Genomic DNA, 24613 nt, shown 5'->3' with positions numbered 1-24613 from the left:
ATCCGCCTTTTTTATATCATTTCTACTGCTTACTTCTTGATAATTTCAGAGATTTCCCGCTCTTCAATCTTGCCGTCTTTGACAATAGCAACCGTTGGATCGGTCAGGAAGCCGCCTTTGTCATTGACGCCATCAACTTCGTACGGATTCTTGCTGTTGTCCAGTGTTGCCAGGCCTTTATCCATCGCTTTGCGGATCGCGTGGACGTCTTCGGTCGTTCCGGCGATCGTCATCGCGTTGACCAGGCCGTGTAGCGCGCCGTACATGAAAGCTGCCTCGGAACCCGGGTTCTTGCCGTGTTCCTTGTTGTACCGCTTGACGAAGCTCTTGGCCGACTCGGTGGTGTATGCGCTCAACGGTACCACACCGATGGACCCTTCCAGTGACTCCATGCCGCCCGAAACTTCAGCCACCTCGTCCAGCTTGGCCTGATCCATCAGAATGAAGGGTCCCTGGTAGCCCAGCTCGCGAGCCTGACGTGCAACCAGACCGGTCGGCTCAGAGGCCCCGCCGATGAACATCACATCGGGATCTGCCGCGATCAGTCGACTCACACCGGTGTAGAAATCTGCGGATTTGTTGTAATCCATGGGATTGTCAGCCACAACCTCACCGCCGAGCGAGTTCCATTTGTCCTTGATCATGTCGGACCAGATCTTGGCGTACTCGTGGGTTGCGCCACCCATTGCCAACTTCTTGCCGTATTCGTCGTAAGCCAGTTCGGTAAACGCATTCACATACCCGTCAAAGGTCGGCGGAATGCGGAGAGTGAGTTCATTGCCTTTCTCAGTAATAGACGGAACGCTGGAGTACGCCATGACCAGGAACTCGGACTGCTCGTTGAAGCTCATCAGTGCGAAAATCCCGCCTGAGTGAGGCACGAACACGGCCGGTACGTTGGATTCCTGCTTCAGGCGCTTGGCATTAGTGGCCGCCTGGCTCGGAGAATAGCGGTCGTCCAGCGCCACCAGGTTGATCGTGTGTTTCTCGCCGTCTACCTCGAACCCGCCATTCGCATTGATCTCCTCTGCGGCCATCCGCAATCCCGAGAGCGTGTTCTCGCCATAGAGGGCGGCGCCGCCGCTCAATGGACCGGTGAAACCGATATTGACTTCATCTGCCTGGGCGCTAAGCGAAATCGTCGCCCCCAGGGTAGAGGCCGCGGCCAGGTAGCCTAATGTTTTCAGCATCTTCATTTTGTTTTCCTTTTACGTTGCTGCTTGGGATACCACAGGCATTCCGGGAATGCCTGATTCTTCACTTAATGGCGTACGGTGCGCCGTTCTTGGGACAGCTGGGGGCTCAAGCGCCGATATAGGCCTTGCGCACGGCCTCATTGCCCATCATGGCCTCTCGATCGCCTTCCATGACCAGCTTGCCGTTTTCAATTACATAGGCCCTGTGTGCGATCTTCAACGCGGCGAAGGCGTTTTGCTCGGCCAGCAGAACCCCTGTGCCCAGGCTGTTGATTTTCTGGATGGTCTCAAACATTTGCTTGACCACCAGCGGTGCCAATCCCAGCGACGGTTCATCCAGCATCAGGAGCTTGGGCCTGCTCATCAGGGCCCGCCCAATGGCAACCATTTGCTGCTGACCACCAGAGAGCGAGCCGGCGGGTTCATTCTTTTTCTCCTCCAGGATCGGAAAAAGCGCCAGCACGTCCTTGAGTGTCCTGCGGATGCCTTCCTTGTCGCGCCGATGGACGTACGCGCCCATTACCAGGTTCTTCATTACCGACATCTGCGGGAAGAGCTTGCGCCCCTCCGGACAGTGAACAATCCCTCCCCCCACCACAGCGGAAGGTTTGAGCCCGTTCATAACCTTGTCCCGAAAGCGGATCTCGCCCGCGGTTGGCTTCAGCAGACCGCTTATGGCGTTGAACAGCGTGGTCTTACCCGCGCCATTAGCGCCCAACAGGACCACCAGCTCGCCTTCATCAACGCGCATATCCACAGCACTCAGTGCTTTGAAACTGCCATAGCAGACATCGACTTTATTAAGCTGCAGCATCGTGGTCGCTCCCCAGGTAAGCCTCGATCACTACCGGATTCGACTTGATCTCAGCCGGTGTGCCCTCGGCGATTTTTTCGCCGTGATCCAGCACCATGATCTTGTCGGCCATGCCCATGATCATGTCCATCTTGTGTTCTATCAGACAGACGGTCAGGCCATGGCGAATCATTTTGTTCATCAGCTCGGCCAAGCCCTCGGTCTCGTCGGGATTCACCCCGGCGGCGGGCTCGTCCAGCAGCAACAGCTTGGGGTCGGTAGCCAGCGCCAGAGCAAAGGCCACACGCTTGCGCTGCTCCTGAGTGATGTCCGCGATAAAGTGATTACCGAGGTGGCTCAGACCGACAAAGTCGAGCACTTCGGCGGCCTTGTCGCGGCTCTCTTTCTCTTCACGACGAAGCCGCCTGGAGTTGATCAATACATCCCACAAGCCTGACTTCGTACGCAGCCGATGGCCGACGATAAGGTTATCCAGCACCGTAGCCTGCTCGAACAGCGTCGTGGTCTGGAAGGTGCGCCCCACACCCAGCCGGGCGATGTTGTCACAGCGCATGGTACTGACGTCGGTGCCGTCGATCAGTATGCGGCCGGACGTCGGCTTGTGGGCACCTGAAATCAGGTTGAAAAATGTACTCTTGCCAGCACCGTTCGGCCCGATGATGGCGTTGATCTTGTTAGCCTCAAACTCGACGCTGATGTTATTCACCGCCGCGAGCCCGCCGAACATTTTGGTCAGATTCTCTACCTTAAGCATTGTTCTTGGCCCCCGCTTCATCATTAACGCCAGCTTCGGCGTTCTGATTGCGGCCAGCGCCCTTGCGGGTAGCCGCTTCCATGTCCTTGCGCATCTTCCAACCCAGAAGCGAGCCGACGAGCCCACGCGGGAAGAAGATCACCAGCAGTACCAGCAACGGCCCGAAGATGACCATGCGATAGTCCGCAAGGAACTGCAGGGACTGGGCAATCCAGACCAGACTCAGCGTACCCACCAGCGGTCCGAACAGTGTGCCGATACCGCCTACCAACAGGTAGGTGATCATGTCGAAGGTATGGTTGATGTTGGCCTCTTCCGGACCAATAAATCGAACCGTTCCCGCAAACAATGCGCCTGCAATACCGGCATAGGTCGTCGACAGCACAAAAGCGAGGACTTTGTTGCGCATCAGGTTGATCCCCAGGGACTGGGCCAGCTCGTCACCGTTGCGAATCGCCAGGAAGGTGCGCCCCAGCAGGGATTTCGAGAGCCGGGCTATGAACCAGATCAGGATCACAAGAATACCCAGCACCAGGTAGTACAGCGGAATAGTCTGGCTGAAATCGACCAGGCCGAACCCGCCGGGCGCCGGGATATCGCGGATACCAAGCGGGCCGTGGGTGAGTTCTTCCCACTTGTCGACCAGCAGGTAGATGATAAACCCCACGCAGAGCGTAAAGATGGCGAAGTAGTGCTCCTTGAGCCTCAACGAGACGATGCCCACGAAAAATCCCACGACTGCGGTAACGATTGCGGCAGCGAGAAATGCCGGCCAGAAGGCCCAGCCGTGGTCCGACGTGAGGATGGCAAGGGCGTACGCGCCGATGGCAAAGAAGCCGCCATGGGCCAGGTTCAGCTGGCCACAGTAGCCAGTGATGATGTTCATACCATAAACGGCAATGGCCCAGATAAAAGCCGTTGCCATGACATAGATCTGGTACTCATTGCTGGCGAAGAACGGGAACATCAGCGCCAGTGCCAGAAACACAAATTTGGTGGCTGGGCTCGTAAAGAGACTCGCAAGACGTACCATCATCAGCTGACCCCCTTCAGAAACAGGCCCTTGGGACGCACGGACAGAATCACAACCAGCAAGCCGAACGCGATGATGTCCTTGTACGCTGTGGAGATATAGAAGCCGCCGAAGCTTTCAGCGAAGCCGATGATCAGCCCGCCGACAATGGCTCCTGGTATGCTGCCCATCCCCCCCAGAATGATGATGACAAAAGCCTTCATGATGACCAGGTGGCCCATGGCCGGGTAGACCAGATTGATGGGCGCATAGAGCGTCGCTGCAACCGCGGCCAGCACACCAGAGATGGCAAAGGTCAGCATGGCTACGCGATTGGCATCGATGCCCACCAGGAAAGCCCCTTCCCGACTCTGGGCCATCGCAATGATGGTTGAGCCGGTCATGGTCTTGCGCAGGAACAGATGCAGCGCTGCCATCAGCGAGAACGCCGCCACAATGATCAGCAGCCGTTGAGCCGGGAGCGTCAGGTCAGCGAAGCGCAGGATATCGGTATAGGGCGTCGGCATCCGGCGGAAATCCGAGCCCCAGTAAAGCGTTACTAACGCCTCGAGGAACAGCAGGATACCGATCGCCGCTATCTTGTCGTGTATGGGCGGTGCGTGTCTCAGAGGGTGGAATACCAGTCGCTCTGAAAGTACTGCAAGGCCCGCCACCACAATGGCTGAGCCGACCATGGCGAGCCAGTAGTTGACCCCCAGATCAGACATAAGGAAGAAAGAGACAAACGCGCCCACCATGTAGAACGCGCCATGTGCGAAGTTGGGAACATGCAGAATGCCGTACACCAGGGTAAGCCCCAGCGCCACCAGACCGTAAATGCTTCCCAGGGTAAAACCGTTAAGCACCTGCTGGAAAAATAGGTTCAAAGCGATCCTCTCCTGCTCTGTGTTGTTTTTGTGTTAGAAGACTATCTACGCCCGCGTCCTGCGCGGCAGAGGATGAACTCAATGTCGCATGGCTCAAAAACCATGTCAATACACGAAAGTTAGTTTCACTGTGCGAAACTAAGCCACAATAATTATTTGTTGGGCGAAATAGCTTTGGCAGGTTGGGCGGGGAATAAAACGATGCGCGAAAAGGCATTAATGACGCAACACCAGGCCTTCAGGTCATCGCATGGCAATAACTTGGAGACCTGGCTTCACAACTCGTGAGATCAGGAAGCGGCTTTTTTCCACTCCTGCTCCTGCAGTACACGCCACATCAGCTTGCCGGTGGGCGAACGGGGTAACTCATCGACAAACTCAACAGTGGCCGGGACTTTGTAAGCAGCCATCTCTTCTTTGCACCAGGCGATGACGTCCTCCTCCGTTACGGCACCGGCTTCGTCCTTGAGCACCACACAAGCCTTCACGGTTTCGCCGCGACGGGGATGAGGCGAGGAGATGATGCAGCACTCGCGAATGGCCGGGTGCCGATACATCAGGCTCTCCACTTCAGAAGGCCACACCTTGAAGCCAGACGCGTTGATCATGCGTTTGACCCGGTCAACCAGGAAAAAGTACCCCTCGTCGTCGTAATAGCCCATGTCGCCCGTACGGAAAAACTGTTTGCCGTCGATCTCGATAAAGGAACGTGCAGTTTCCTCGGGCCGGTTCCAGTACCCTTGGAACAGCTGCGGCCCATGGGTAATGATTTCGCCAACCTCGTTGGGTCCCAGCTCTTTGCCTGAATCAATCTCGATGATACGCGAGTCGACGTCGAACACCGGGATACCGAGGCACTGCGCCTTGGGCCGGGTTATAGGATTAAGATGGGTCGCAGCGATGGTCTCGGACAGCCCGTAGCCTTCCACATAGTGCAGCCCCGTCAGCTCGTACAGCTTAGCCTCGATGGCCTTGGGCATGGCCGCGCCGCCGCCGCTGATGTTGTTCAGGCTGGACAGGTCGTACTCGCCCACATCCGGCGCTGACAGAAAATCGATCGCCATGGTGGCAATGTTGACCCAGCGCGTTATGCGGTACTTCTGAATCAGCTGAGCCGCGACCTTACGATCCCAGCGCGTCATCAGGACAATGGTCGCGCCGCTGTAGATCGGCCCATTCATCGCCGATTGCATACCGGTGACGTGAAAATACGGCAGCGTCGCCAGGATAGTCGACTCGACCGTGCTGTGTGTCCAGACCACACCGTGGACCGCGGTGGCCATCACCGAGCGGTGGGTATGCATGCAACCCTTCGGCGCGCCCGTGGTGCCCGAGCTGTACGGAAACACTGCCAGATCATCGGGGCCGACAGTCAGCGGACCGGGGACGTGGCCGGCGTTGAGTGCATCATTCCAGGCGATCATCTGCGGGTGGGAGAGCTCAGCTCGCGGCGCGCGCACTTCTGCCGGCAGATCGAGATCAGTCTCAACGTTGAGCGCATCGGAATAAGCCGCAACCACGACGTTCTGCAACGTCGTCTTGTCGCCCAGCAGCGGTTCGACGAACCCGACCAGCTCCTGTCCACAGATACAGACAGTCGCGCTGGTGTCGGCGACGTAGTGCTCCAGCTCAGTGGCCCGGTTCATCGGGTTGACCGGCACCACCACAGCGTTAGCCCGAAGAATCGCAAAATAGGCCGTAATGAACTGGGGCGCATTCTGCATATAAAGCAGCACCCGATCACCCTTACCGACGCCGCAATTTTTCAGGTAACCGGCCAGAGCCTCAGCATCTTTGTGCAGGGCTTCGTAGGTGATCGAGCTGTCGTAATAGACGATGGCATTGCGCTTGGGGTAACGCAGCGCCGAGACTTCCAGGTTTGAAAACACGCTGGTCTGCGGCAACGTCAGGTGACGCGGCACGTGATCCGGCCACGCAGCGTAATGACGGTCGAACATGAGTCATTAACTCCTCTGATGGAGGACATCCCGGCTTGTCAGCCGAACGTCACTATCGGTTGGGCCGCCCTGATGACATGGGGAATCGGCCCTGTTTTTGTTAGAGAACGTCTTGTGTCGGCGAACACTTTTCGTTAGTTAACTACTTTTTCGGTCAAGCGTACGGTTGCTGCGAATCATTCTGGAAACTTGACCCTCAGGGCTTCCAGCCGCAGCCGTTGCGCATGGGCGCAACCGACACAAACCCTTCCCGCAGGGCGGTCACGTCTTCTTCAGGGCCGGTAACCGCCGAATAGTTGCGCTCAAACATCAGCCACCAGTAAGGCAACCCGCGGCCGTCCTGCCCCGGTCGCAGGCGGGCGCGTGGCGCCGAGCCCACGCTTTCGGTAGTCAGTCGGTTACCCTGTATCTGCTCGACGGGCATGTCAGGGAAATTGACGTTCCAGCAGCAGGCAGCCCTGCTTTGCTCCCAAATGGAAACAATCAGCTCCGGCGCCAGGCGCGTGACCGGCCCCCAGTTCACACTGTCGCGCTGGTGGAAGGCCTGGCTGAGACTGATCGCCGGCAGGCCGAGGTGCTGGGCGCAGAGCACGGCGCCAACCGTGCCGGAGTACTGCACCGAATCGCTGACGTTGGCGCCGCAATTGACCCCGGACAGGACCAGATCCGGCGGGCTGTCCGCCAGCCATTCGGCCATGGCAAACAGGACACAGTCCGCCGGTGTACCGGATACCGCATAGCGGCGCTCGCCCTGCCCGTAGACCCGCAACGGGGCGTGAAGGGAAATACTCTGCCCTGCCCCGCTACGATCGTGCTCGGGCGCAAATACCCAGACCTCGTCAGCCAGGGCCGCGGCGATCTCTTCCAGCACCGCAAGTCCCGGTGCTGCGATGCCGTCGTCGTTGGTCAGCAGCAGGCGGCGAAAGGGTTTTGCGCTCATTGGCCTGCTCCTTCGCGGGCAATCCGCCAACCGGCTTCGGCAAGAACACCCGCGCGCTGCCCAACCTCCAGGGCATCGGCATTGCTGGCGTTGCCCTGTAATGCCCGGGAGTAGACACCCTGCAGAATGGCAGCCAGACGGAACAGTGAAAAAGCCAGGAACACATGCCAGTCGTCAACCGACTTACGTCCGGTCTTCTCGCAATAGCGCGCCAGGATCTCGGCTTCGTCGGGAATGCCCTGGGCCTTTAGGTCAATACCGATCAGCCCGCGCATGCCTTTCAGGTCCGCGGGCAGGTGGTAAGGCAGGCAGAAGTAGGCGAGATCGGCCAAAGGGTGGCCCAGGGTCGCCAGCTCCCAGTCCAGGATGGCCGAAACACGGGGCGCGTCCGGGTCGAACAACAGGTTGCCCAGGCGAAAGTCGCCGTGGGCAATAGCGGTTTCGTCGTGAGCCGGAAGGTTCTCCGGCAGCCAGTTCATCAGGTTGTCCATCGCCGGCATATCATCGGTGCGGGACGCCTCGTACTGGCCGCTCCAGCGCTTGACCTGTCGGGCGACGTAACCCTGGGGCCTGCCGAAATCATCCAGCCCAATGGCCATGGGGTCGACCCGGTGTAGCTCGGCCAGAGTGTCTACCGCAGCCAGGTGGATCGGACGCCGTTCGCTTAGCTCCACCGCTTCCAGCGCGGGATGGGTGAGTATTCGGCCAGGAATGAAATCCATCACGTAAAAGGCGGTACCGATGATCGAGGGGTCCTCGCACAATACGTGGGTCTGCGGGACCGGCAGCCGGGTATTTTCGGCCAGCGCGCGAATCACCTTGTATTCCCGTTCAACCATATGTGCCGAGGGCAGGACCTTACCCGGCGGCTTTTTGCGCAGCACATAGCGGCGACCGCCGGTTTCAAGCAAAAAGGTCGGATTGGACTGCCCGCCCTGGAACTGGCGAACCACAAAGGTATCGCCCATCGCGGGCAGATGCTCGCGCAGATACCCGGCCAGCGCGTGTTCATCGAAACGATGCGCCGGCAGGACCTCTACAAGTTGGGGGTCTTGGCTCATGGCAACCTCAGCTGATAGTCTCGCCGCCATCCGCAACGATGACCTGGCCGGTGACGTAGGCGCTTGCCGGCGTCGACAGGAACAGGGCGATGCCGGCAATATCGACGGGCTCGCCAATACGGCGCAGCGGCGTTCTATCTTCGGCCTGTTTGACCCGGACCGGATCTTCCCAAAGTGCCTTGGCAAAATCGGTTTTGACCAGCCCCGGTGCGATGGAATTGACGCGGATGCCTTTGGGGCCCCACTCGACCGCCAGGTTGCGGGCCAGCGCCGCTTCAGCTGCCTTGGACACGCCATAGGTGCCGATCACGGTATTGCCGCGAATACCGGCGATGCTGGACAGCAGGACCACGGCGCCTTCACCACGCTCGGCCATCTGCGGCATGACCATGTTGCACAGCCAGAATGTACCCTTGACGTTGGTTTCCATGATCTTGTCCCAGGCGTCGTCGGTGATTTCGCTGGTGGGACCGTAAACCGGATTGGTGGCAGCGTTGCAGACCAGCACATCGATACGACCCCAAGTTTCCAGGGTCTTGTCGACGAGGTTCTGCAGATCTTCTTTTCTGCCGACATGGCAGGGGATCGCCAGCGCTTCATGACCGTCGGCTTTCAGCTCGTTGGCAACAGCTTCGCAGGCGTCGGCTTTGCGACTGGAAATCACCACCCGGGCACCGCTTTTGGCCATTTCCTCGGCAATCGAGCGGCCGATGCCCTTGGTTGAACCGGTAATCAGCGCGACCTTACCGGTCATATCGAATAAATTGTTCATGTTCGTCTCCTTGTAGACCCCAGATGGACCTTGTAGGCCCCAGGTGAAACAGGGGCCTCCCAGCTCTATGGACGCAGGCTGGGAAGCGGCCTCGGAAACCGTTACGCGTAGGGGCGCAGCTCGATCTTGGCGATAGTATCCAGATGCACTTCATCCGGGCCATCGGCCAGACGCAGGGTACGTATGTGGGCCCAGGACGCTGCGAGGAAGCTGTCCTGGCAAACGCCCAGGGCGCCGTGCGCCTGGATAGCACGGTCCAGGACTTTGAGGGCCATTTCCGGCGCGACCACCTTGATCATGGCGATTTCCTGACGCGCAACCTTGTTGCCGACGGTATCCATCATGTGTGCCGCCTTCAGTGTTAGCAGGCGTGCCTGTTCGATTTCCAGACGCGAGCGCGCAATCTGCTTGCGCAGGGAGTCGTACTTGACCAGTTGCTTGCCGAACGCCTCACGCTCGTGAACGCGACGGCATAGGGCTTCAAGGGCACGCTCTGCCACACCGATAGTACGCATGCAGTGGTGGATGCGGCCCGGCCCAAGGCGACCCTGGGCAATTTCGAAACCACGACCTTCACCCAGCAGAAGATTGCTGGCGGGAACGCGGACGTTGTTATAAAGGATCTCGGCGTGACCGTGGGGCGCGTGGTCGTAACCGAACACATGCAATGGCCGCACGATCTCTACCCCTGGCGCATCCAGGGGCACCAGGATCATGGACTGCTGCTTGTGCTTCTCGGCCGCGGGGTCGGTTTTGCCCATGACGATAGCGATCTTGCAGGTGGTGGTCATGGCGCCGGATGACCACCACTTGCGACCGTTGACCACGTACTCATCACCCTCGCGCCGGATTTCGCAGGCGATATTGGTGGCATCCGAAGAGGCTACATCGGGTTCAGTCATGGAGAAGCACGAACGGATCTCGCCGGCCAGCAACGGCTTGAGCCATTTTTCCTGATGCTCGGCGGTGCCATAACGGGCCAGCACTTCCATATTGCCGGTGTCGGGCGCAGAGCAGTTGAAAATCTCCGGTGCCACGTGGGACTTGCCCATGACCTCGCACAGATGGGCATACTCGAAGTTGGTCAGCCCAGCGCCGAACTCACTGTCCGGCAGAAACAGATTCCACAGGCCTTCAGCCCTGGCTTTCTCTTTAAGTTCTTCAAGTATCGGCGGCGGCGCCCAACGGTTTTCCGCTTTGGCGGTCTGTTCGTGGAAGACATGCTCATTGGGGAAGACATGGGCTTCCATAAAAGCGTTGAGTTTATCCCGCAGCTGGCTGGCTTTATCGGATAGTTCGAACATGGGCTTTTATGCCTCCTTGGGTAGGAATCAGCGTGTTGTAGTTGTTAAGTCTTTGCGGCCGCTTGAGCCTGCTGTGTAGCTCGATCAGAGCCAGGCCTGCGCCCGGCCGTCAAATGGGAACGCCTTCGGGCTTTTCACTGCCCGAGCGGATTCGAAAGGTGCCTTCACCGAACGCCAGCAGGCGCCCCTCCTCGTCGAAGACCTCACCACTGCTATTGAAAATACGGGTTCCGCCGGCGCGCTTGGTCCCAACAACCCTGATTGTGCCGCCACTGCACTGCCCGGTAAAAGTCGTGGTCAGGGAGAGCGTGATGGCTTTACGCATGCGCCCGGGATAGGGGCACCAGGTTCCGGCTTCGGCGCAGGCAATGTCCAGCAGCGACGTGATCACGCCACCGTGGATCACACCGCCAAGATTGATGTGGCGTTGATCAATGGTCAGCTCGATAACCGCCCGGCCCTCTTCCCAACTGGCCTGGCGGTAGCCCAGCAGGGCGTGGAATCCAGGCAGTTCGTGGCCGTCGCCCAGCAATCGCTGATCAATAGCCTGTGGTTGACCCTGGTCTGTCATGAACTCTGGTTCCTCTACTACGTGTCAGACGGGTGCCGGGGCCTGTATCAGACCTTCATGCCCGGCATGTTCAGCGAGGCCGTATTGCCGCCATCAACCGGAAGCGCCTGACCGGTGATATAGCTGGCGTCGTCACTAGCAAGGAAAGCAATGGCGGCGGCGATTTCTTCCGGCCGGCCGTAGCGGCGCAGCTCGCAGCGCGAGCCCAACTTGTGCTCTTTATCGTTGCTGCGGGCGTATTCGAATACGGGGCGCGTCATTCCGGTTTCGATCAGTCCGGGACAGACCGCATTCACGCGGATGCTGTAGCTGCCCAGGTCGCAGGCAGTGGTCATGGTCAGGTTGATCAGTCCCGCCTTTGACGCGCTGTAAGCGTTGCCGCCGGCGCCTGAGCGAATGCCGGCCACCGAGGCTGTGTTGACGATCGCGCCGCCGCCCTGTGCCTGCATGTGGGGCGCGACGTTCTTGATCATCAGCATGGGGCCAGCGAGGTTTACGCCGAGCACGCGCTGCCATTCGCTGGTGCTCTGCTCGGTAACAGGCAGGTGCCCGCCGGAAATACCGGCGTTGTTGCAGAGCACGTCTATCCGGCCAAAAGCCTTGATCACATCGCTGACGCAGCGCTCCACCGCGGCTTCATCGGATACATCGATAATGCCGGTCCAGAGGGTGTCATCGGCACCGGCCGTACCAGCGCTATCCTGTCTTATGGCAGCGACGGTGTCTTCGAGGCCGTCGCCACTCCAGTCCACCAGCGCCAGCCGAGCGCCTTCAGCAGCCAGGCGACGAGCTGTGGCGCGGCCAATGCCGCTCCCGGCACCGGTAATAAGCGCTACACGGTCCTGAAATCTCATAACGCCCCTCACTTTCGCCAGGCAGTCTGGCATTACGTGTTTTATTTATTGAGCGTTAATTTGTCACGCGTTACGCGTTTAAGTCAATAATTTCGAAATCTTGTTTCACTATTCAAAACACCCAACGTCGCAGTTCGGCGCGCTCAGCGATTGAAAAACCGGTCTAAAGCCGCACGGCAGTCCGGCGACTGCAGGCACTCGGAAAAATGCTCGCGCTCGAGATGGATTGCTTCACGAATGGCGTCACGCCAGTAACGTCGCATCAGGGATTTGCTCAGTCGCATCGACCCCGCGGGCTTGGCCGCCAGTTTCACGGCCAACTCATGAGCTGCCGTCGCAAGGGCTTCGGGTTCGCATAGCCGGCTCACCAGCTGGCAGTCCAGCGCCTGCTCCGCGCTCAGCATCTCCCCGGCCAGAAGCAGGTCGTTCGCACGTCGAAAGCCCAGCATCAGCGGCATTAGCAAGGACGAAGCCGCTTCCGGACAGAGGCCAAGATCCACGAACGGTGTACTGAAGCGGGCGCTGTTGTCGGCCACAACAAAATCGCAGTGCAGCAGCATGGTCGTGCCTATGCCGATAGCTCGTCCCTGTACACTGGCGACTACCGGTGTATCACACCCCAGCAGGACCTCAATGAAGTCAAGGCCCGCACTGGAACCGGGCTCGGAAGCCTCCGCACGTTTTCTGAAATCATCCATGTCGTTGCCGGCGCTGAAGCTGTCCCCCTTGGCCTGAAGCAGGATCGCACCAATAGCCGGATCCCTGTCCCCCTCCATGACGTAATCGGAAAGAGCCCGATACATAGGTACCGTCAGAGCGTTTTTCTTGGTCGGGCGGTTGAGGGTAAGCACCAGTACCCGACCCGAAACTTCGCGCTGAACTTCATCGATTGACATTGCGATCATTCTCCTGAAATCGTTGGATGGGCATAGCCGTGAGTTCCATGTTTCATTATGCGGTATATGATTTTGCTATTAAAGGTTCGGTGCGACCAAGCGGCTGGAGGCTTTTACCGCTTTGCTGATAATCTCGACGACGAGCTGGCGAGCCCGCCCACGATAAGCCGACCCCGGAGAAACCCCATGCAGACCGGCACCCACTTCCGTACCTGCAACCTCTGTGAGGCCACCTGCGGCCTCGCCATCGAAGTCGAGCAGGGCAAGATCACATCGATCCGGGGCGATACGGAAGATCGCTTTAGCCGGGGCTACATCTGCCCCAAGGCACTGGCGCTGCAAGATGTCCACGAAGACCCGGACCGGCTCCGTACGCCCTTGCGCAGAAACGGCGATGCCTGGGAGGAAATCAGCTGGGAAGAGGCCTTCTCCACCGTGGCAACCCGTCTCGCTGGCATCCAGAAGATACACGGGCGCAACGCCATCGGCGTTTACCTGGGCAACCCCAACGTCCACAACCACGGCGCCATGCTGGCGATGATGCCCTTTCTGCAGGCCCTGGGGACCCACAACCGCTTCTCGGCGACCTCCAATGACCAGCTGCCACACATGCTGGCGAACCTGGAGCTGTTCGGCCATCAAGCGCTGTTTCCCATACCTGACATCGACCACACCGACCTCTTTATCTGCATCGGTGCCAACCCCATGGCCTCCAACGGCAGCCTGATGACGGTGCCCGACTTTCGCGGCAGGCTCAAAGACCTGCAGGCCCGGGGCGGGCGCTTTGTCGCTATCGACCCGCGCCGTACAGAAACAGCGGACCGTGCCGATGCGTTTCACTACATCCGCCCCGGCAGCGATGCACTGCTCCTGATGGCCATGGTGAACACGGTTTTTGCCGAAGGGCTGGCTCAGACTGCAAACCAGCAGGGCTGGCTCAAGGACCTGGACCTGGTCCGGCTGGCAGCGGGACCCTTTACGCCGGAGAAAGTCAGCGTCCATACCGGCATCGATGCCCAGGCTGTGCGAGAGCTGACACGCGATCTGGCGAACACGCCCAGAGCGCTCATCTATGGCCGCATGGGCACCAGCACGCAGGCCCATGGCGGCGTCGCCACCTGGCTGCTATACGTGCTCAACATACTTACCGGCAAACTCGACCGGCCCGGCGGCATGCTGTTTACTGCGCCCGCGGTGGATCTGGTAACGCTTGGCGGGCTGAGCGGCCAGAAAGGCCATTTCGGCCGCAGATACAGCCGGGTTCGGGGCCTGCCTGAGTTCGGCGGTGAATTCCCGTCCAGCACCATGGCCGATGAGATTCTAACGCCGGGCGAGGGCCAGATCCGGGCGTTTGTGGCGGTGGCGGGCAACCCGGCGCTATCCAGCCCCAACGGGCGTCGTCTGGAACAGGCCTTTGCACAACTCGACTTCATGGTTTCCGTGGATTACTACCTGAACGAAACCAATCGCCACGCCGATATTATCCTGCCGCCGGTTGCCAGCCTTGAGCGGAGCCATTACGACCTGATATTCAACGCGCTGGCGGTGCGCAATGTGGCCAAGTTTGCCGATGCGCTGTTTGAGCCGGCGCCGGACGCGCGGACCGACTGGGAGATAATGCTCGAACTGGGGCAGCGCCTCAGCGCCGAGAAGAAGCGCGGCTGGCAGGACAGCATCAGCTGGAAATTGATGAAGCTGCTGGGGCCGGACCGGCTCACCGATCTGCTCTTGCGCACGGGCCCTTATGGGGTCAAGGTGCTACCGGGTGGCGGCTTGCTTGAGCCGGGCTTCGACAGCCTGACTCGATTACTGCCGCGCAAACACTGGCTACGCGAGCTATTGGACATGGGGCCCTACGGCAGACCCGGGCGATCGCTGCCAAAGGGGCTCAGCCTCGGAAAGTTGCGCAAGAATCCCCACGGGATCGACCTGGGCCCGCTCCGCCCCAGCCTGCCGCAACGTCTGCAAACGCACGACGGCAAGATCAACCTGGCGCCACGCCGGTATCTGGCAGACGTTGAAAGGCTGCAGGCGCGTCTTGATAACCCGCCGCCGGCTGACGCGCTGCAACTGATCGGTCGCAGACAACTGCGCAGCAACAACTCCTGGATGCACAACAGCCGCCGCCTGGTTAAGGGGAAATCACGCTGCACCGCCGTAGTGAACCCCGCTGATGCCGCACGGCTTGGCCTGACCGATGGTCAGAGCGTGCAGGCGCACAGCGATGTGGGCCGCATTGTGCTGCCAGTGGAGGTGAGCGACCGGATTATGGCCGGTGTCGTGAGCATTCCCCACGGCTGGGGACACGACGGCCAGGGCACCCGACTGGCGGTAGCCGAAGCGCATGCCGGGGCCAGCGTCAACGATTTGATTGACGACCATCAGGTTGACCCGGTCAGCGGTGTTTCGGTACTCAACGGACAATATGTGTGGCTTACGCCGGTGCCATCCAGCAGCCCCGCGACAGGCGCACGACGCGCCCCTGGAAAGTCGCGGCAATACAACGAAGATAACCCGGCGGCGACGCTCTCTGAGTAAGCCTGAAACCCGTTCGATGCCAGGAGCGCATGGATGAGTACAATGATGCAGTGGATTTTAATTCTGGCGGGCGTAGTCGTCTGTGGCGCACTGGTTCTGTTTATTGCGGGCCGCCTGAAAAAACTGAATGCCGACCGCAGCCAGCAAACGCGGCGTGACCGCGCCCAGCAGGACCGCAGGCGGGACGCTATCCAGAGCGTACGGGTCATTGCAATGGCGGTGGAGCAGGAGCAGGTTGATCTGGCGGAGGCAAGCATTCGCCTGCACGGGCTGCTTCAGGTGCTGGGGCCGGAGCTACTCGACCAGGAACCCTACCGGGTATTCCGCGAGATGGCCGAACAAACGGCCCATATGCATACCCACGAAGCACGCGGTCAGGCTGATCGGCGGGACATCAGGCGCCAGGACAATGAGCGCCTGGCGCTTGAGGAACAGCACCAGGAAAAAATTCGGGACGCAGCAAGGGCGATCCGTCACCACCCGCTGTAACAAAGCCTGAGCCGTCGTAACGAGACTCGAGGATTCGATGCCGGGACGGCCCTCGGTGTCCCGGACGGGACACTAGGCCGACTTCATCATATCGGCCAGGCCGCGAATATCGCTGCGACTGGCTACAAGGTTATCCATCGCGTCGTTCAGCTCAGCCTCGTTCAGCCCAAGCTCCGCGATCAACGCCTGAGACACGGGTTCGGGTGCACCCAGGGGAATACCGCGGGCCAGCAGCAACTGGCGAGACAGCCTCAACACCGCCGGATAGTCCGCGTGCAGCCCTTGATAGTGTTCGTTCTTCTGGTGCCGTAGTGCGGTCACCACCTCACCAGGCATTTCCCAGCGCTCCATAAGCTGGCCGGCGATCTGCTCGCGCGTAACGCCCAACAGAAAGTGTTCAATGTAGGCCGTATCAACATGCCGGTTGGCCTCAGAGAAGCGAATGATCAGCGCCAGGTGCGGCGGAAACACATGGGCCAGCACCAGGAAGCCGAAATTGTGCAATAGGCCCGACAGGTAGGCCAGCCCGAATGCAGGCCGGCGGTTACGGGGCATCAGCCCCGTAACGTTCCCCGCGGCCTGCGCGACCCAGAGTGCTTGCTGCCAGTAATCCAGATAGCCTTCCGGGAGCCCTCGCGGTTGTTTCAATGTACGACCCAGGGAAATACCCATGGCCAGGTTCATGACCAGCTCGAACCCCAGTACCCGCATAATGGCGTCGTAGATGGAGCGCACTTCACCCGGTGCGGCGTAGAAGGAGGAATTGGCCCAGCTGACCACCTGTGCTGCCAGACTTGGGTCGGCTTCCACCACATCCGCCAGATCACCGACCTCGGCGTTGGGGTCCACCCGCAGGTGAATGATGCGCTGCGCGGTTTCCGGCAGTGGCGGAAGCTCCAGGGTATCTTCCAGCCGCTGCTTGATCCGCAGGCTGGTGAAACGCTGCAGGGCCCGGTTAATTTGAGTACTGTCGTGCTCCGGCTCGCCGAAGTTTACCGCGATGTCAGTCAGGGGAATGGCGCAGGCGAGTGTCCGGAACCGGCCACAGAGCCCGGTATACTCCACGGGCTGGAATCGCAGCAGCGTATCTTCCACACCGCTGTCGATAATGAAACGCTGGCTCGACCCGGCCTCGGCTACTGTCTTGTCAAGCACGGTCTCGTAGCCGGTCAGGCCTGGAACAGCAGGTATACCGGGTAGTTGCAGGCGCGTCCGCAGACGGGACGCCTCCGCACGCGGGATCGCCTCAAGTTGGCGGCCCAGTTCACGGTTGAGTGTGTCGATGTCGAGTAATGCATCGGCTCGCTGAATAACCTGCAGGTGGCCCATGGTGTCCGACAGCAGAATCATTATCAGCTCGACGCCATCCCCGGCTTCATCTCGCGTAACCAGTTCCGGATCCAGAGGCTCCGGACTTTTTGCGAAAACCTCACTCAGTGCAGCGGGAAGGGAACTCATGGTGACCGCTCCTGTGATAAAAAGTGGGACGATGTTATATCAGATGATGAACGATGGCACGGATGTAATAGTTGATTTAGTGCGCTTCCACACCTATTGCCTGCGCGCCAGACTGGCCCCTGCCGCCCTGGGCATACATCAGACATCGCCATAGCGAACCCTGTCGCCGAGCCAGCGACGGATCAGTGCCTCGACCCTTACGGCGTCATCCATCAGTTTGGGGGCCTGCTCGCGAATCTCCTCAATCCAGCCCTGGTCCCGTTCAAACTCGGCTATCCGGAACTGTAGAAGCCCTGTTTGGCGGGTGCCCAGAACCTCACCCGGGCCGCGTATCTCGAGATCCTTCTCTGCAATGGTGAAACCGTCCTGGCTGTCCCGCAAGACCTGCAGGCGAGCCTTGCCGTTCTGGGACAAGGGCGGATGGAAGAGCAGCACGCAGAAGCTGGCCGCGTGGCCGCGGCCGACTCGCCCGCGTAACTGATGCAGCTGCGCGAGGCCGAGCCGCTCCGGATTTTCAATGATGATGAGGGATGCATCCGGCACGTCCACCCCCACCTCAATAACGGTCGTGGCCACCAGAACATCCACCGCCCCGGCCTTGAACCGCGCCATGATATCGGCCTTCTCGGCAGCTTTCAGGCGGCCATGGACCAGCCCGACGGTCAACTCCGGCAGGGCCGCGGCGAGTTCCAATGCGGCGGCTTCGGCAGCTTGCGCCTGCAGCGTTTCGGACTCTTCGATAAGGGTGCACACCCAGTACGCCTGCCGCCCTTCGCTGCAGGCACTTCGGACCCGCTGGAGGATTTCGGCCCGGCGGCTGTCGGGCACGGCAATGGTCTCGATCGGTTTACGGCCTGGCGGTAGCTCGTCAATCACCGAAGTATCGAGGTCCGCGTAGGCGCTCATGGCCAGGGTTCGGGGTATGGGCGTGGCGGTCATGATCAATTGATGCGGCACCAGACCGCCCGCATGGCCTTTGTCCCGCAAAGCCAGGCGCTGGTGCACGCCAAAGCGATGCTGTTCATCAATGATCGCAAGCGCCAACCGGTCAAACCGTACGTCGTCCTGGAAAATGGCGTGGGTTCCGATGATCACCTGGGCCTGCCCGCCCTCAATGGCGGCCAGCGTCGACTGCCGCGTCCGGCCTTTTACTTTTCCCGAGAGCCAGGCCATTTCGATACCCAGGGGCGCGAACCATTGCTGGAAATTTTGCCAGTGCTGCTCGGCCAGAATCTCAGTCGGCGCCATCAGGGCGACCTGTGCACCTGAGTGCACCGCTTGCAAAGACGCCAACGCGGCAATAACCGTTTTGCCGGAGCCCACGTCGCCCTGCACCAGACGCAGCATGGGTAGCGGCTGGCCCAGATCAGTTGCAATCTCATCGGCGACACGACGCTGGGCCCCGGTCAGGGTGAAGGGTAACTGCTCCAGGAAGGCTTCGGCGAGTGGGCCTGGACGCTTCAGTGGCAGTGCACGCATCGACCGCACCTGCTGGCGCAGGTGGAGCAGGCTCAGGTGGTGGGCCAACAACTCTTCCATGACCAGGCGCTGCTGCGCAGGATGCTGCCCGTCCATGAGCTGAACAGTGTTGGCGGAAGCCGGTGGCACGTGGACCAGCCGGAGAGCGTCATTGATAGGCGGCAATTGATACTGCTGGAGTAACCAGTCTGGCAGCCACTCCCGTACCGGATAGCGCTGCAACCAGTCGAGCGCCTGGTAGCAAAGGGTCCGGAGACGCGGCTGCTGGATACCTTCGGTCAAGGGATAGACGGGCGTCAGGGTTTCTGTACCGGGCGCTCCGAGGGGTTTGGGTTCCAGCTCATACTCGGGGTGATAGAACTCAAGACCGGCACGGCCGGGACGAATCTCGCCGAAACAGCGTATCCGCGTACTTTCCTCAAGGTGCCGTTTCTGGGCCGCATTGAAGTGGAAGAACCGCAGCACCAGGAAACCGGTGTCATCCCGGATAGTTACCTGCAGGCTCCGCCTGCGGCCCAGGACCATTTCACAGACCAGCACCTGGCCCTCAACAACCGCGGTATCACCCACGTTGAGGCTGCCGATTGGCCTGACGCGGGTACGGTCCTCATAACGGTGGGGAAGATGAAACAGAAGATCCTGCAGCGACACAATGCCAAGCTTCGCCAAGCGCTGGGCGAGACTCGCCCCGACGCCTTTAAGGACCTGGACTTCAAGGTCGGCAAGATCGGTCATCGGTGACTCAACCAGCTGGCTCCGCCGCGTTCAGAAGCTCAGGCCCGGTAGTTGCTACGGCTTTCTCGATGACTCTGCACTGGCTTGCCGCCAGGGACAGCATGTCGATAGCCTTGGGGCGCGGAAAAGTCACACGCCAGGCCAAAGCGACCGTGCGGGATGGAACGGGCGCAGCGAAGGGCCGCACAGTCAGGATGTCTTCCCGGTACTGCACAGCGGTCGCTGCCGACAAAGGCAGAACCGTAATTCCCAACCCGGACGCGACCATGTGCCGGATTGTCTCCAGGGAGCTGCCCTCGGTAATCAGCGACTGCCCGCGATCGGTCGAGCGGGTGCTGAGCGCTTCGATCAACGGCGGACAAGACTCCAGCACCTGGTCGCGAAAGCAGTGGCCCGGGCCGAGCATCAGCAGCTGGTCTTCCAGTAGCTGCTCACTGTTCAGGCTTTTTTCACGCGCAAGCTTGTGATTCTTGGGCAACAAAACGACGAACGGCTCATCGTAGAGTGGCAGGGTCACGACCTCGGGCTCTTCGAAGGGCAACGCGATGATAATCGCATCCAGCTCTGAACGGCGCAGTTTTTCCCGTAGCACGCCGGTGTAGTTCTCCTCGATGAACAAGGGCATCTCCGGCGCCGCGCGCCGCAGCTCGGGCAGCAGGTGCGGAAACAGATACGGGCCAATCGTATAGATTGCGCCGACTTTGAGCGGTGAACTCAGCTGGTTCTTGCCCGTCTGGGCCAGGTCCCGGATCAGCCCGGCCTGGTCCAGAACCCGCTGGGCCTGCTCGACGATGCGATGCCCGATCTCAGTCACGCGGATGCTGCCCTTGCTGCGTTCAAACAGAGCAACAGCGAGCTCGTCTTCGAGTTTGCGCACGGCCACGCTTAGGGTAGGCTGGCTGACGTGACAGCGCTCGGCGGCCCGGCCAAAGTGTTTTTCCTGGGCAAGCGTGACGATGTAACGAAGCTCAGTTAGGGTCATTCTATTCTCCGACTAATCACTGCCGCTGCGCTTGCATAGTGCTGGCAATGTACGCTGAAACAGGCCGTATAACCAATACTGGACGGCCGTCAAAAAGCATAAGGACTGCAAATGGCAAGCGCAACGCAGAGGTACCGGATTCTTCTGGCAGGATGCGGACGACTGGGCAGCCGCATCGGCCGGGCTTTGGCCGACGAGCACGACGTCTGGGGTCTAAGACGCAGCGCAAATCCTGTGCCCGCGCCGATCCGGCGGCTACAGGCTGACTTGCTGGACCGGACAGCCCTCGCGGCGACACTGCCTACCGACCTCGACATCGTCATCTTCTGTCTAAGCCCCAAAACCTATGATGACGCGGGCTACAGGGCCGCCTACGTGCTGGCGCTGGATAACCTCCTGGGCGAACTTGAAGCCCAGAAAAGCCCGCCCCAACATGTGTTTTTCATCTCCAGCACGGCCGTGTACCAGCAGGACGACGACAGCTGGGTCGATGAATCGAGCCCAACCGAGCCCAACCGTTTCAGCGGTGTGCGCGTGCTGGAAGGCGAAAGGCGCCTGTCCAGGAGTCCGCTAGCCGGAACCGCCGTGCGTTTTTCGGGAATATACGGGCGGGATCGCCGGGGAATGCTCGAACGTATCAAGGCGGGCAAACTCGCGCCCGGCACCAACAGTCCGTTCACAAACCGTATTCACGAAGATGACTGCGTCGGCATAATGAGCCATCTGGTGGCGCAACATGCCCAGGGCGAAACCTTGCACCCCCGCTACCTTGCAAGCGACTGCGAACCGGTTCGCCAGGGCGATCTTGTTGCATGGGTGCGGGCGCAGACCGATTGCCTACCCGTCGAGCCTGAGGCTACGGCGTCGGGGCGCGCAGGCAGCAAGCGCTGCGATAACAGCCGTGTGCGGGCGTCGGGTTATGTGTTCAGTTATCCCACTTTCCGCGAAGGCTACGCCGAGATGATCCAAAGCGGCGGGTAAAGGCTGCCGCTGGACCAGTTCATTCGCGGGCGCCCTCACCTTCTCTGTTGAACATCCGAAACAGCCGTGACCTGAAGTAAGCTCAGCGCCGCTGCGTTTAAAGCCCCTGAGGTCAGGTTGACAGGGGTCCGGTGAACCGCTGCTGCGGATTGGCAATCACTTCAACACCATTACCGCGTCCATCTCCACAGCTGCGCCTTTGGGAAGCGCCGCAACGCCGATCGCCGCACGGGCGGGATAGGGCTCCTGGAAATTGATCGCCATCAGCTCATTGACCAGCGCGAAATTCCCCAGATCGGTCAGATAGATATTCAGTTTGACGATGTCCTGCAAGGTCCCGCCAGAAGCTTCACAGACAGCACTCAGGTTTTTGAAAACCTGCTGGATGTGTTCCTTGATGTCGCCCTGAGCGAGCTCCATTGTCTCCGGGTCCAGCGGGATCTGGCCTGAGAGGTAAACCGTATCCCCGGCTTTTACCGCCTGGGAATAGGTACCAATAGCGGCGGGCGCGTGTTCTGTCTGGATGATCGACTTGTTGGTCATGACGCTATCCTGTTCAAAAGGTCCGCCTGAATTAGCCGGACATAGCCAGCCAAGCTGAACTGATGCTCGGCAACCGGTCAGAAAATGGGCGTTCGATGCTGGGGAACTTCAGGTTAATTGTCAAATTCCGGCCGCTGGCTCAGCTGCGTATCCGGGTAATGCTCGTTACCGCCCGTATACGACGGATGCGCCGCATGACCCGCGCAAGATGACGTCGCCCTTTAACGTGCAGGACGAGGTTAATGCGGCTGTGCCCGGCATTCTGTTCTTCGACATTGATGCGTTCGATGTTGGCGTCGCCGTGGGTGACCGCATTGGCAAGTTCGGCTATAACGCCTCGTTGTCTTTCGAGCTCAACCCTGAGCTCCACAGAGAACTCGTCAGTAATATCCTTGGCCCAGTCAAGATGGACCAGATCCTGATCGCCTTCTTTACCCTTCCGAACCCGCTCGCAGTGCTCTGAATGGATCACCATCCCGCGTCCGGAGTCCATCCGGCCGACTATGGGATCGCCGGGGATGGGCTTGCAACAGGGCGCAAAACGCACCAGCAGCCCTTCGGTACCGTGAATTGTGACGCGCGTCGGCTCTTCCTGGTCGTTGGGGACATCGGCCCGCGAAGAGCCCGCGGGCAGAAGCTGGCGCGCGACAATAAAGGCCATGCGGTTGCCCAGACCGATCTCCGCCAGCAGGTCATCCAGACTGCTGGCCTGATTGTGGGCGGCAACGCGCTCGACCTGCTCTTTCGGGATGTCTCCCAGCTTCCAGCCGAAACTGTTCAGCGATTTGGTCAGCAGATCCTTGCCCAGCGCTACGGATTCATTGCGACGCTGGCTGGTAAGGACATGCCGGACGCTGCTCCGCGCTTTACCGGTGACTACAAAATTCAGCCAGGCCGGGTTGGGTCGTGCGCCCGGCGCGGTGATGATCTCGACCGTCTGACCGCTCTGCAGCGGCATACTCAAAGACGAGAGTTGTTTATTGACACGGCAGGCCACGCAGGCGTTGCCGATATCTGTGTGGATCGCATAGGCAAAATCGACGGCCGTTGCCCCGGCGGGCAGCTCCAGTATTTTGCCTTTGGGCGTAAATACATAGACCTCGTCGGGGAACAGGTCGACTTTCACGTGTTCGATGAATTCCAGCGAGTCGTCGGTGCGCTCGCGCATTTCCATGAGCCCCTGGACCCAGCGATTCACCCGCTTCTGATTCAGATCGCCGACCGCGGAATCACCCGTCTTGTAGAACCAGTGCGCCGCAATGCCGTCATTGGCGATGCGCTCCATCTCAGCGGTTCGTATCTGGATCTCGATATTGACGTGCATGCCGAACAGGGTGGTGTGCAAGGACTGGTAGCCGTTGGCCTTGGGCATGGCGATGTAGTCTTTGAAACGCCCCGGGAGTGGCTTGTAGAGGCTGTGCACCGCGCCCAGTATGCGATAGCAGTCATCGACCGAGTCGGTGATGATGCGAAACGCATACACATCCATAATCTCGTGGAACGACTTCTGCCGATTGCGCATCTTGTGGTAGATGCTGTTCAGATGCTTTTCGCGTCCCAGAATCTTGCCCGGCAGGCCACGTTCGCCCAGGCGCTGCTCCAGCCGCTGGCGAATTTCCTCGATGATTTCCAGATGATCGCCACGAAGCTTTTCGACCGCCTTGCCGATATAGCGCGAGCGCATGGGATAGAGCGCTGCGAAACCCAGGTCTTCCAGCTCTACGCAGAGACTGTGCATCCCGAGCCGATGCGCGATCGGCGCGTAAATATCGAGGGTCTCGGTGGCGATGCGCCGGCGCTTTTCATGGGCCAGAGGTCCGAGTGTGCGCATGTTGTGCAGCCGGTCGGCCAGCTTGACCAGGATCACGCGGATGTCCTTGGCCATGGCCAGGGTCATCTTCTGAAAATTCTCAGCCTGGGCTTCGGCGCGGGAGCGGAATTCAATCTGGGTCAGCTTGCTGACGCCATCCACAAGATCGGCAACGGATTCGCCAAACTGCGCGGAGAGCGCATCCTTGGGAATACCGGTATCTTCGATGACATCGTGCAGGAGGGCGGCCATCAGGCTTTGATGGTCAAGGTTCAGATCGGCAAGAATGTGGGCAACAGCAAGGGGATGGGTAATATAACGCTCGCCGCTTCGGCGCATTTGGCCTTCATGGGCCTGCTCGGCATAAAAGAACGCTCGCCGCACCTGATTGACGCGGTTGTCGTCGAGATAATTCTTCAGCCGCTCGCTGAGAGCTTCAATCGTTGCCATGCCCAAGGCTCCGTCATGCCTGGTTTTGCGCTGGCCCCAAAGTCATCTGGCCCAAGCGGGAAGCGAACACCGACTTTCACGTTGCTTACCTCGCAATTGCCGACAACGTACCCGGGATTCGCCCGGGTT

21 protein-coding genes are annotated in these 24613 nt (G+C 59.9%); 3 read left to right on the top strand and 18 right to left on the bottom strand.

Features of this window, described 5'->3' with window-relative positions; genetic code table 11:
• Positions 1-29: 29 nt before the first annotated feature.
• The 13 genes from soil367_RS02385 to soil367_RS02325 form a co-directional block, all read right to left on the bottom strand.
• Positions 30-1196, bottom strand: a complete 1167-nt coding sequence (locus soil367_RS02385; protein WP_136546546.1) for an ABC transporter substrate-binding protein — start codon at positions 1194-1196, stop codon at positions 30-32.
• A gap of 106 nt (positions 1197-1302) precedes the next feature.
• Positions 1303-2010 (bottom strand): ABC transporter ATP-binding protein, encoded by a 708-nt coding sequence (locus tag soil367_RS02380; protein WP_136546544.1) that lies wholly within the window; start codon positions 2008-2010, stop codon positions 1303-1305.
• Positions 1997-2764, bottom strand: coding sequence for an ABC transporter ATP-binding protein (locus tag soil367_RS02375; protein WP_136546542.1), 768 nt, complete (start codon positions 2762-2764; stop codon positions 1997-1999). The genes soil367_RS02380 and soil367_RS02375 overlap by 14 nt, the downstream gene beginning before the upstream one ends.
• On the bottom strand, positions 2757-3800 hold the full coding sequence (locus soil367_RS02370) for a branched-chain amino acid ABC transporter permease (RefSeq protein WP_216642762.1): 1044 nt from the start codon (positions 3798-3800) through the stop codon (positions 2757-2759). Before soil367_RS02370 ends, soil367_RS02375 begins: the two co-directional genes overlap by 8 nt.
• The gene (locus soil367_RS02365; RefSeq protein ID WP_136546540.1) at positions 3800-4663 is read right to left on the bottom strand and encodes a branched-chain amino acid ABC transporter permease; all 864 of its coding nucleotides are present in this window, start codon (positions 4661-4663) and stop codon (positions 3800-3802) included. The genes soil367_RS02370 and soil367_RS02365 overlap by 1 nt, the downstream gene beginning before the upstream one ends.
• A gap of 290 nt (positions 4664-4953) precedes the next feature.
• Positions 4954-6621 carry a long-chain fatty acid--CoA ligase gene (locus tag soil367_RS02360; RefSeq protein WP_136546538.1) on the bottom strand — a complete coding sequence of 556 codons (1668 nt, stop codon included), beginning with the start codon at positions 6619-6621 and terminating at the stop codon, positions 4954-4956.
• A 196-nt stretch (positions 6622-6817) separates the two neighbouring features.
• On the bottom strand, positions 6818-7561 hold the full coding sequence (gene surE / locus soil367_RS02355; RefSeq protein ID WP_136546536.1) for a 5'/3'-nucleotidase SurE: 744 nt from the start codon (positions 7559-7561) through the stop codon (positions 6818-6820).
• A complete protein-coding gene (locus soil367_RS02350; RefSeq protein WP_136546534.1) occupies positions 7558-8622 on the bottom strand; it encodes a phosphotransferase in 1065 nt (354 codons plus the stop codon). The genes surE and soil367_RS02350 overlap by 4 nt, the downstream gene beginning before the upstream one ends.
• A gap of 7 nt (positions 8623-8629) precedes the next feature.
• Entirely contained in the window at positions 8630-9394 is a 765-nt protein-coding gene (locus soil367_RS02345) for an SDR family NAD(P)-dependent oxidoreductase (protein ID WP_136546532.1), read from the bottom strand.
• Between the two features lie 101 nt (positions 9395-9495).
• Positions 9496-10698 (bottom strand): acyl-CoA dehydrogenase family protein, encoded by a 1203-nt coding sequence (locus soil367_RS02340; RefSeq protein WP_136546531.1) that lies wholly within the window; start codon positions 10696-10698, stop codon positions 9496-9498.
• A 109-nt stretch (positions 10699-10807) separates the two neighbouring features.
• Positions 10808-11269 carry a PaaI family thioesterase gene (locus tag soil367_RS02335; protein ID WP_136546529.1) on the bottom strand — a complete coding sequence of 154 codons (462 nt, stop codon included), beginning with the start codon at positions 11267-11269 and terminating at the stop codon, positions 10808-10810.
• Between the two features lie 47 nt (positions 11270-11316).
• On the bottom strand, positions 11317-12123 hold the full coding sequence (locus soil367_RS02330; RefSeq protein ID WP_136546527.1) for an SDR family NAD(P)-dependent oxidoreductase: 807 nt from the start codon (positions 12121-12123) through the stop codon (positions 11317-11319).
• 143 nt (positions 12124-12266) lie between these two features.
• Positions 12267-13019, bottom strand: a complete 753-nt coding sequence (locus soil367_RS02325; protein ID WP_136546525.1) for an enoyl-CoA hydratase-related protein — start codon at positions 13017-13019, stop codon at positions 12267-12269.
• Between the two features lie 186 nt (positions 13020-13205).
• On the opposite strand from soil367_RS02325, the gene soil367_RS02320 reads away from it, so the two are divergent.
• Positions 13206-15557 (top strand): molybdopterin-dependent oxidoreductase, encoded by a 2352-nt coding sequence (locus soil367_RS02320; RefSeq protein WP_136546523.1) that lies wholly within the window; start codon positions 13206-13208, stop codon positions 15555-15557.
• A gap of 33 nt (positions 15558-15590) precedes the next feature.
• Positions 15591-16046, top strand: a complete 456-nt coding sequence (locus tag soil367_RS02315; RefSeq protein ID WP_136546521.1) for a DUF2489 domain-containing protein — start codon at positions 15591-15593, stop codon at positions 16044-16046.
• A gap of 72 nt (positions 16047-16118) precedes the next feature.
• Here the strand turns inward: soil367_RS02315 and soil367_RS02310 are convergent, their stop codons facing one another.
• The 3 genes from soil367_RS02310 to soil367_RS02300 all read right to left on the bottom strand — a co-directional run bounded on the left by soil367_RS02310 (position 16119) and on the right by soil367_RS02300 (position 20700).
• The gene (locus tag soil367_RS02310) at positions 16119-17504 is read right to left on the bottom strand and encodes an HDOD domain-containing protein (protein ID WP_246065479.1); all 1386 of its coding nucleotides are present in this window, start codon (positions 17502-17504) and stop codon (positions 16119-16121) included.
• Between the two features lie 138 nt (positions 17505-17642).
• Entirely contained in the window at positions 17643-19718 is a 2076-nt protein-coding gene (gene recG / locus soil367_RS02305; RefSeq protein WP_136546519.1) for an ATP-dependent DNA helicase RecG, read from the bottom strand.
• A 7-nt stretch (positions 19719-19725) separates the two neighbouring features.
• Positions 19726-20700: a hydrogen peroxide-inducible genes activator gene (locus soil367_RS02300; RefSeq protein WP_136546517.1), complete on the bottom strand. Its 975-nt coding sequence runs from the start codon at positions 20698-20700 to the stop codon at positions 19726-19728.
• Between the two features lie 111 nt (positions 20701-20811).
• Between soil367_RS02300 and soil367_RS02295 the strand changes: the two genes are divergently transcribed.
• Positions 20812-21681: an NAD-dependent epimerase/dehydratase family protein gene (locus tag soil367_RS02295; RefSeq protein WP_136546515.1), complete on the top strand. Its 870-nt coding sequence runs from the start codon at positions 20812-20814 to the stop codon at positions 21679-21681.
• A gap of 156 nt (positions 21682-21837) precedes the next feature.
• Here soil367_RS02295 and soil367_RS02290 read toward each other — a convergent pair whose 3' ends face one another.
• Complete coding sequence (locus tag soil367_RS02290; protein WP_136546513.1) at positions 21838-22224, bottom strand: RidA family protein; 387 nt, start codon at positions 22222-22224, stop codon at positions 21838-21840.
• A 139-nt stretch (positions 22225-22363) separates the two neighbouring features.
• Positions 22364-24484 (bottom strand): RelA/SpoT family protein, encoded by a 2121-nt coding sequence (locus soil367_RS02285; protein WP_136546511.1) that lies wholly within the window; start codon positions 24482-24484, stop codon positions 22364-22366.
• Between the last annotated feature and the right edge of the window lie 129 nt (positions 24485-24613).

It is taken from the genome of Hydrocarboniclastica marina, assembly GCF_004851605.1.
GTDB classification, from domain to species: domain Bacteria; phylum Pseudomonadota; class Gammaproteobacteria; order Pseudomonadales; family Oleiphilaceae; genus Hydrocarboniclastica; species Hydrocarboniclastica marina.
The sequence above is the reverse complement of the archived record's forward strand: the minus strand, read 5'-3'. Positions and strand labels throughout refer to the sequence as shown.

What these genes read in the sequence shown, in the direction of transcription:
- soil367_RS02385 (WP_136546546.1), bottom strand. Translation starts at nt 1,196, where the DNA reads ATGAAGATGCTGAAAACATTAGGCTACCTGGCCGCGGCCTCTACCCTG.
- soil367_RS02380 (WP_136546544.1), bottom strand. Translation starts at nt 2,010, where the DNA reads ATGCTGCAGCTTAATAAAGTCGATGTCTGCTATGGCAGTTTCAAAGCA.
- soil367_RS02375 (WP_136546542.1), bottom strand. Translation starts at nt 2,764, where the DNA reads ATGCTTAAGGTAGAGAATCTGACCAAAATGTTCGGCGGGCTCGCGGCG.
- soil367_RS02370 (WP_216642762.1), bottom strand. Translation starts at nt 3,800, where the DNA reads ATGATGGTACGTCTTGCGAGTCTCTTTACGAGCCCAGCCACCAAATTT.
- soil367_RS02360 (WP_136546538.1), bottom strand. Translation starts at nt 6,621, where the DNA reads ATGTTCGACCGTCATTACGCTGCGTGGCCGGATCACGTGCCGCGTCAC.
- surE (WP_136546536.1), bottom strand. Translation starts at nt 7,561, where the DNA reads ATGAGCGCAAAACCCTTTCGCCGCCTGCTGCTGACCAACGACGACGGC.
- soil367_RS02350 (WP_136546534.1), bottom strand. Translation starts at nt 8,622, where the DNA reads ATGAGCCAAGACCCCCAACTTGTAGAGGTCCTGCCGGCGCATCGTTTC.
- soil367_RS02345 (WP_136546532.1), bottom strand. Translation starts at nt 9,394, where the DNA reads ATGAACAATTTATTCGATATGACCGGTAAGGTCGCGCTGATTACCGGT.
- soil367_RS02340 (WP_136546531.1), bottom strand. Translation starts at nt 10,698, where the DNA reads ATGTTCGAACTATCCGATAAAGCCAGCCAGCTGCGGGATAAACTCAAC.
- soil367_RS02335 (WP_136546529.1), bottom strand. Translation starts at nt 11,269, where the DNA reads ATGACAGACCAGGGTCAACCACAGGCTATTGATCAGCGATTGCTGGGC.
- soil367_RS02330 (WP_136546527.1), bottom strand. Translation starts at nt 12,123, where the DNA reads ATGAGATTTCAGGACCGTGTAGCGCTTATTACCGGTGCCGGGAGCGGC.
- soil367_RS02325 (WP_136546525.1), bottom strand. Translation starts at nt 13,019, where the DNA reads ATGTCAATCGATGAAGTTCAGCGCGAAGTTTCGGGTCGGGTACTGGTG.
- soil367_RS02320 (WP_136546523.1), top strand. Translation starts at nt 13,206, where the DNA reads ATGCAGACCGGCACCCACTTCCGTACCTGCAACCTCTGTGAGGCCACC.
- soil367_RS02315 (WP_136546521.1), top strand. Translation starts at nt 15,591, where the DNA reads ATGAGTACAATGATGCAGTGGATTTTAATTCTGGCGGGCGTAGTCGTC.
- soil367_RS02310 (WP_246065479.1), bottom strand. Translation starts at nt 17,504, where the DNA reads ATGAGTTCCCTTCCCGCTGCACTGAGTGAGGTTTTCGCAAAAAGTCCG.
- recG (WP_136546519.1), bottom strand. Translation starts at nt 19,718, where the DNA reads ATGACCGATCTTGCCGACCTTGAAGTCCAGGTCCTTAAAGGCGTCGGG.
- soil367_RS02300 (WP_136546517.1), bottom strand. Translation starts at nt 20,700, where the DNA reads ATGACCCTAACTGAGCTTCGTTACATCGTCACGCTTGCCCAGGAAAAA.
- soil367_RS02295 (WP_136546515.1), top strand. Translation starts at nt 20,812, where the DNA reads ATGGCAAGCGCAACGCAGAGGTACCGGATTCTTCTGGCAGGATGCGGA.
- soil367_RS02290 (WP_136546513.1), bottom strand. Translation starts at nt 22,224, where the DNA reads ATGACCAACAAGTCGATCATCCAGACAGAACACGCGCCCGCCGCTATT.
- soil367_RS02285 (WP_136546511.1), bottom strand. Translation starts at nt 24,484, where the DNA reads ATGGCAACGATTGAAGCTCTCAGCGAGCGGCTGAAGAATTATCTCGAC.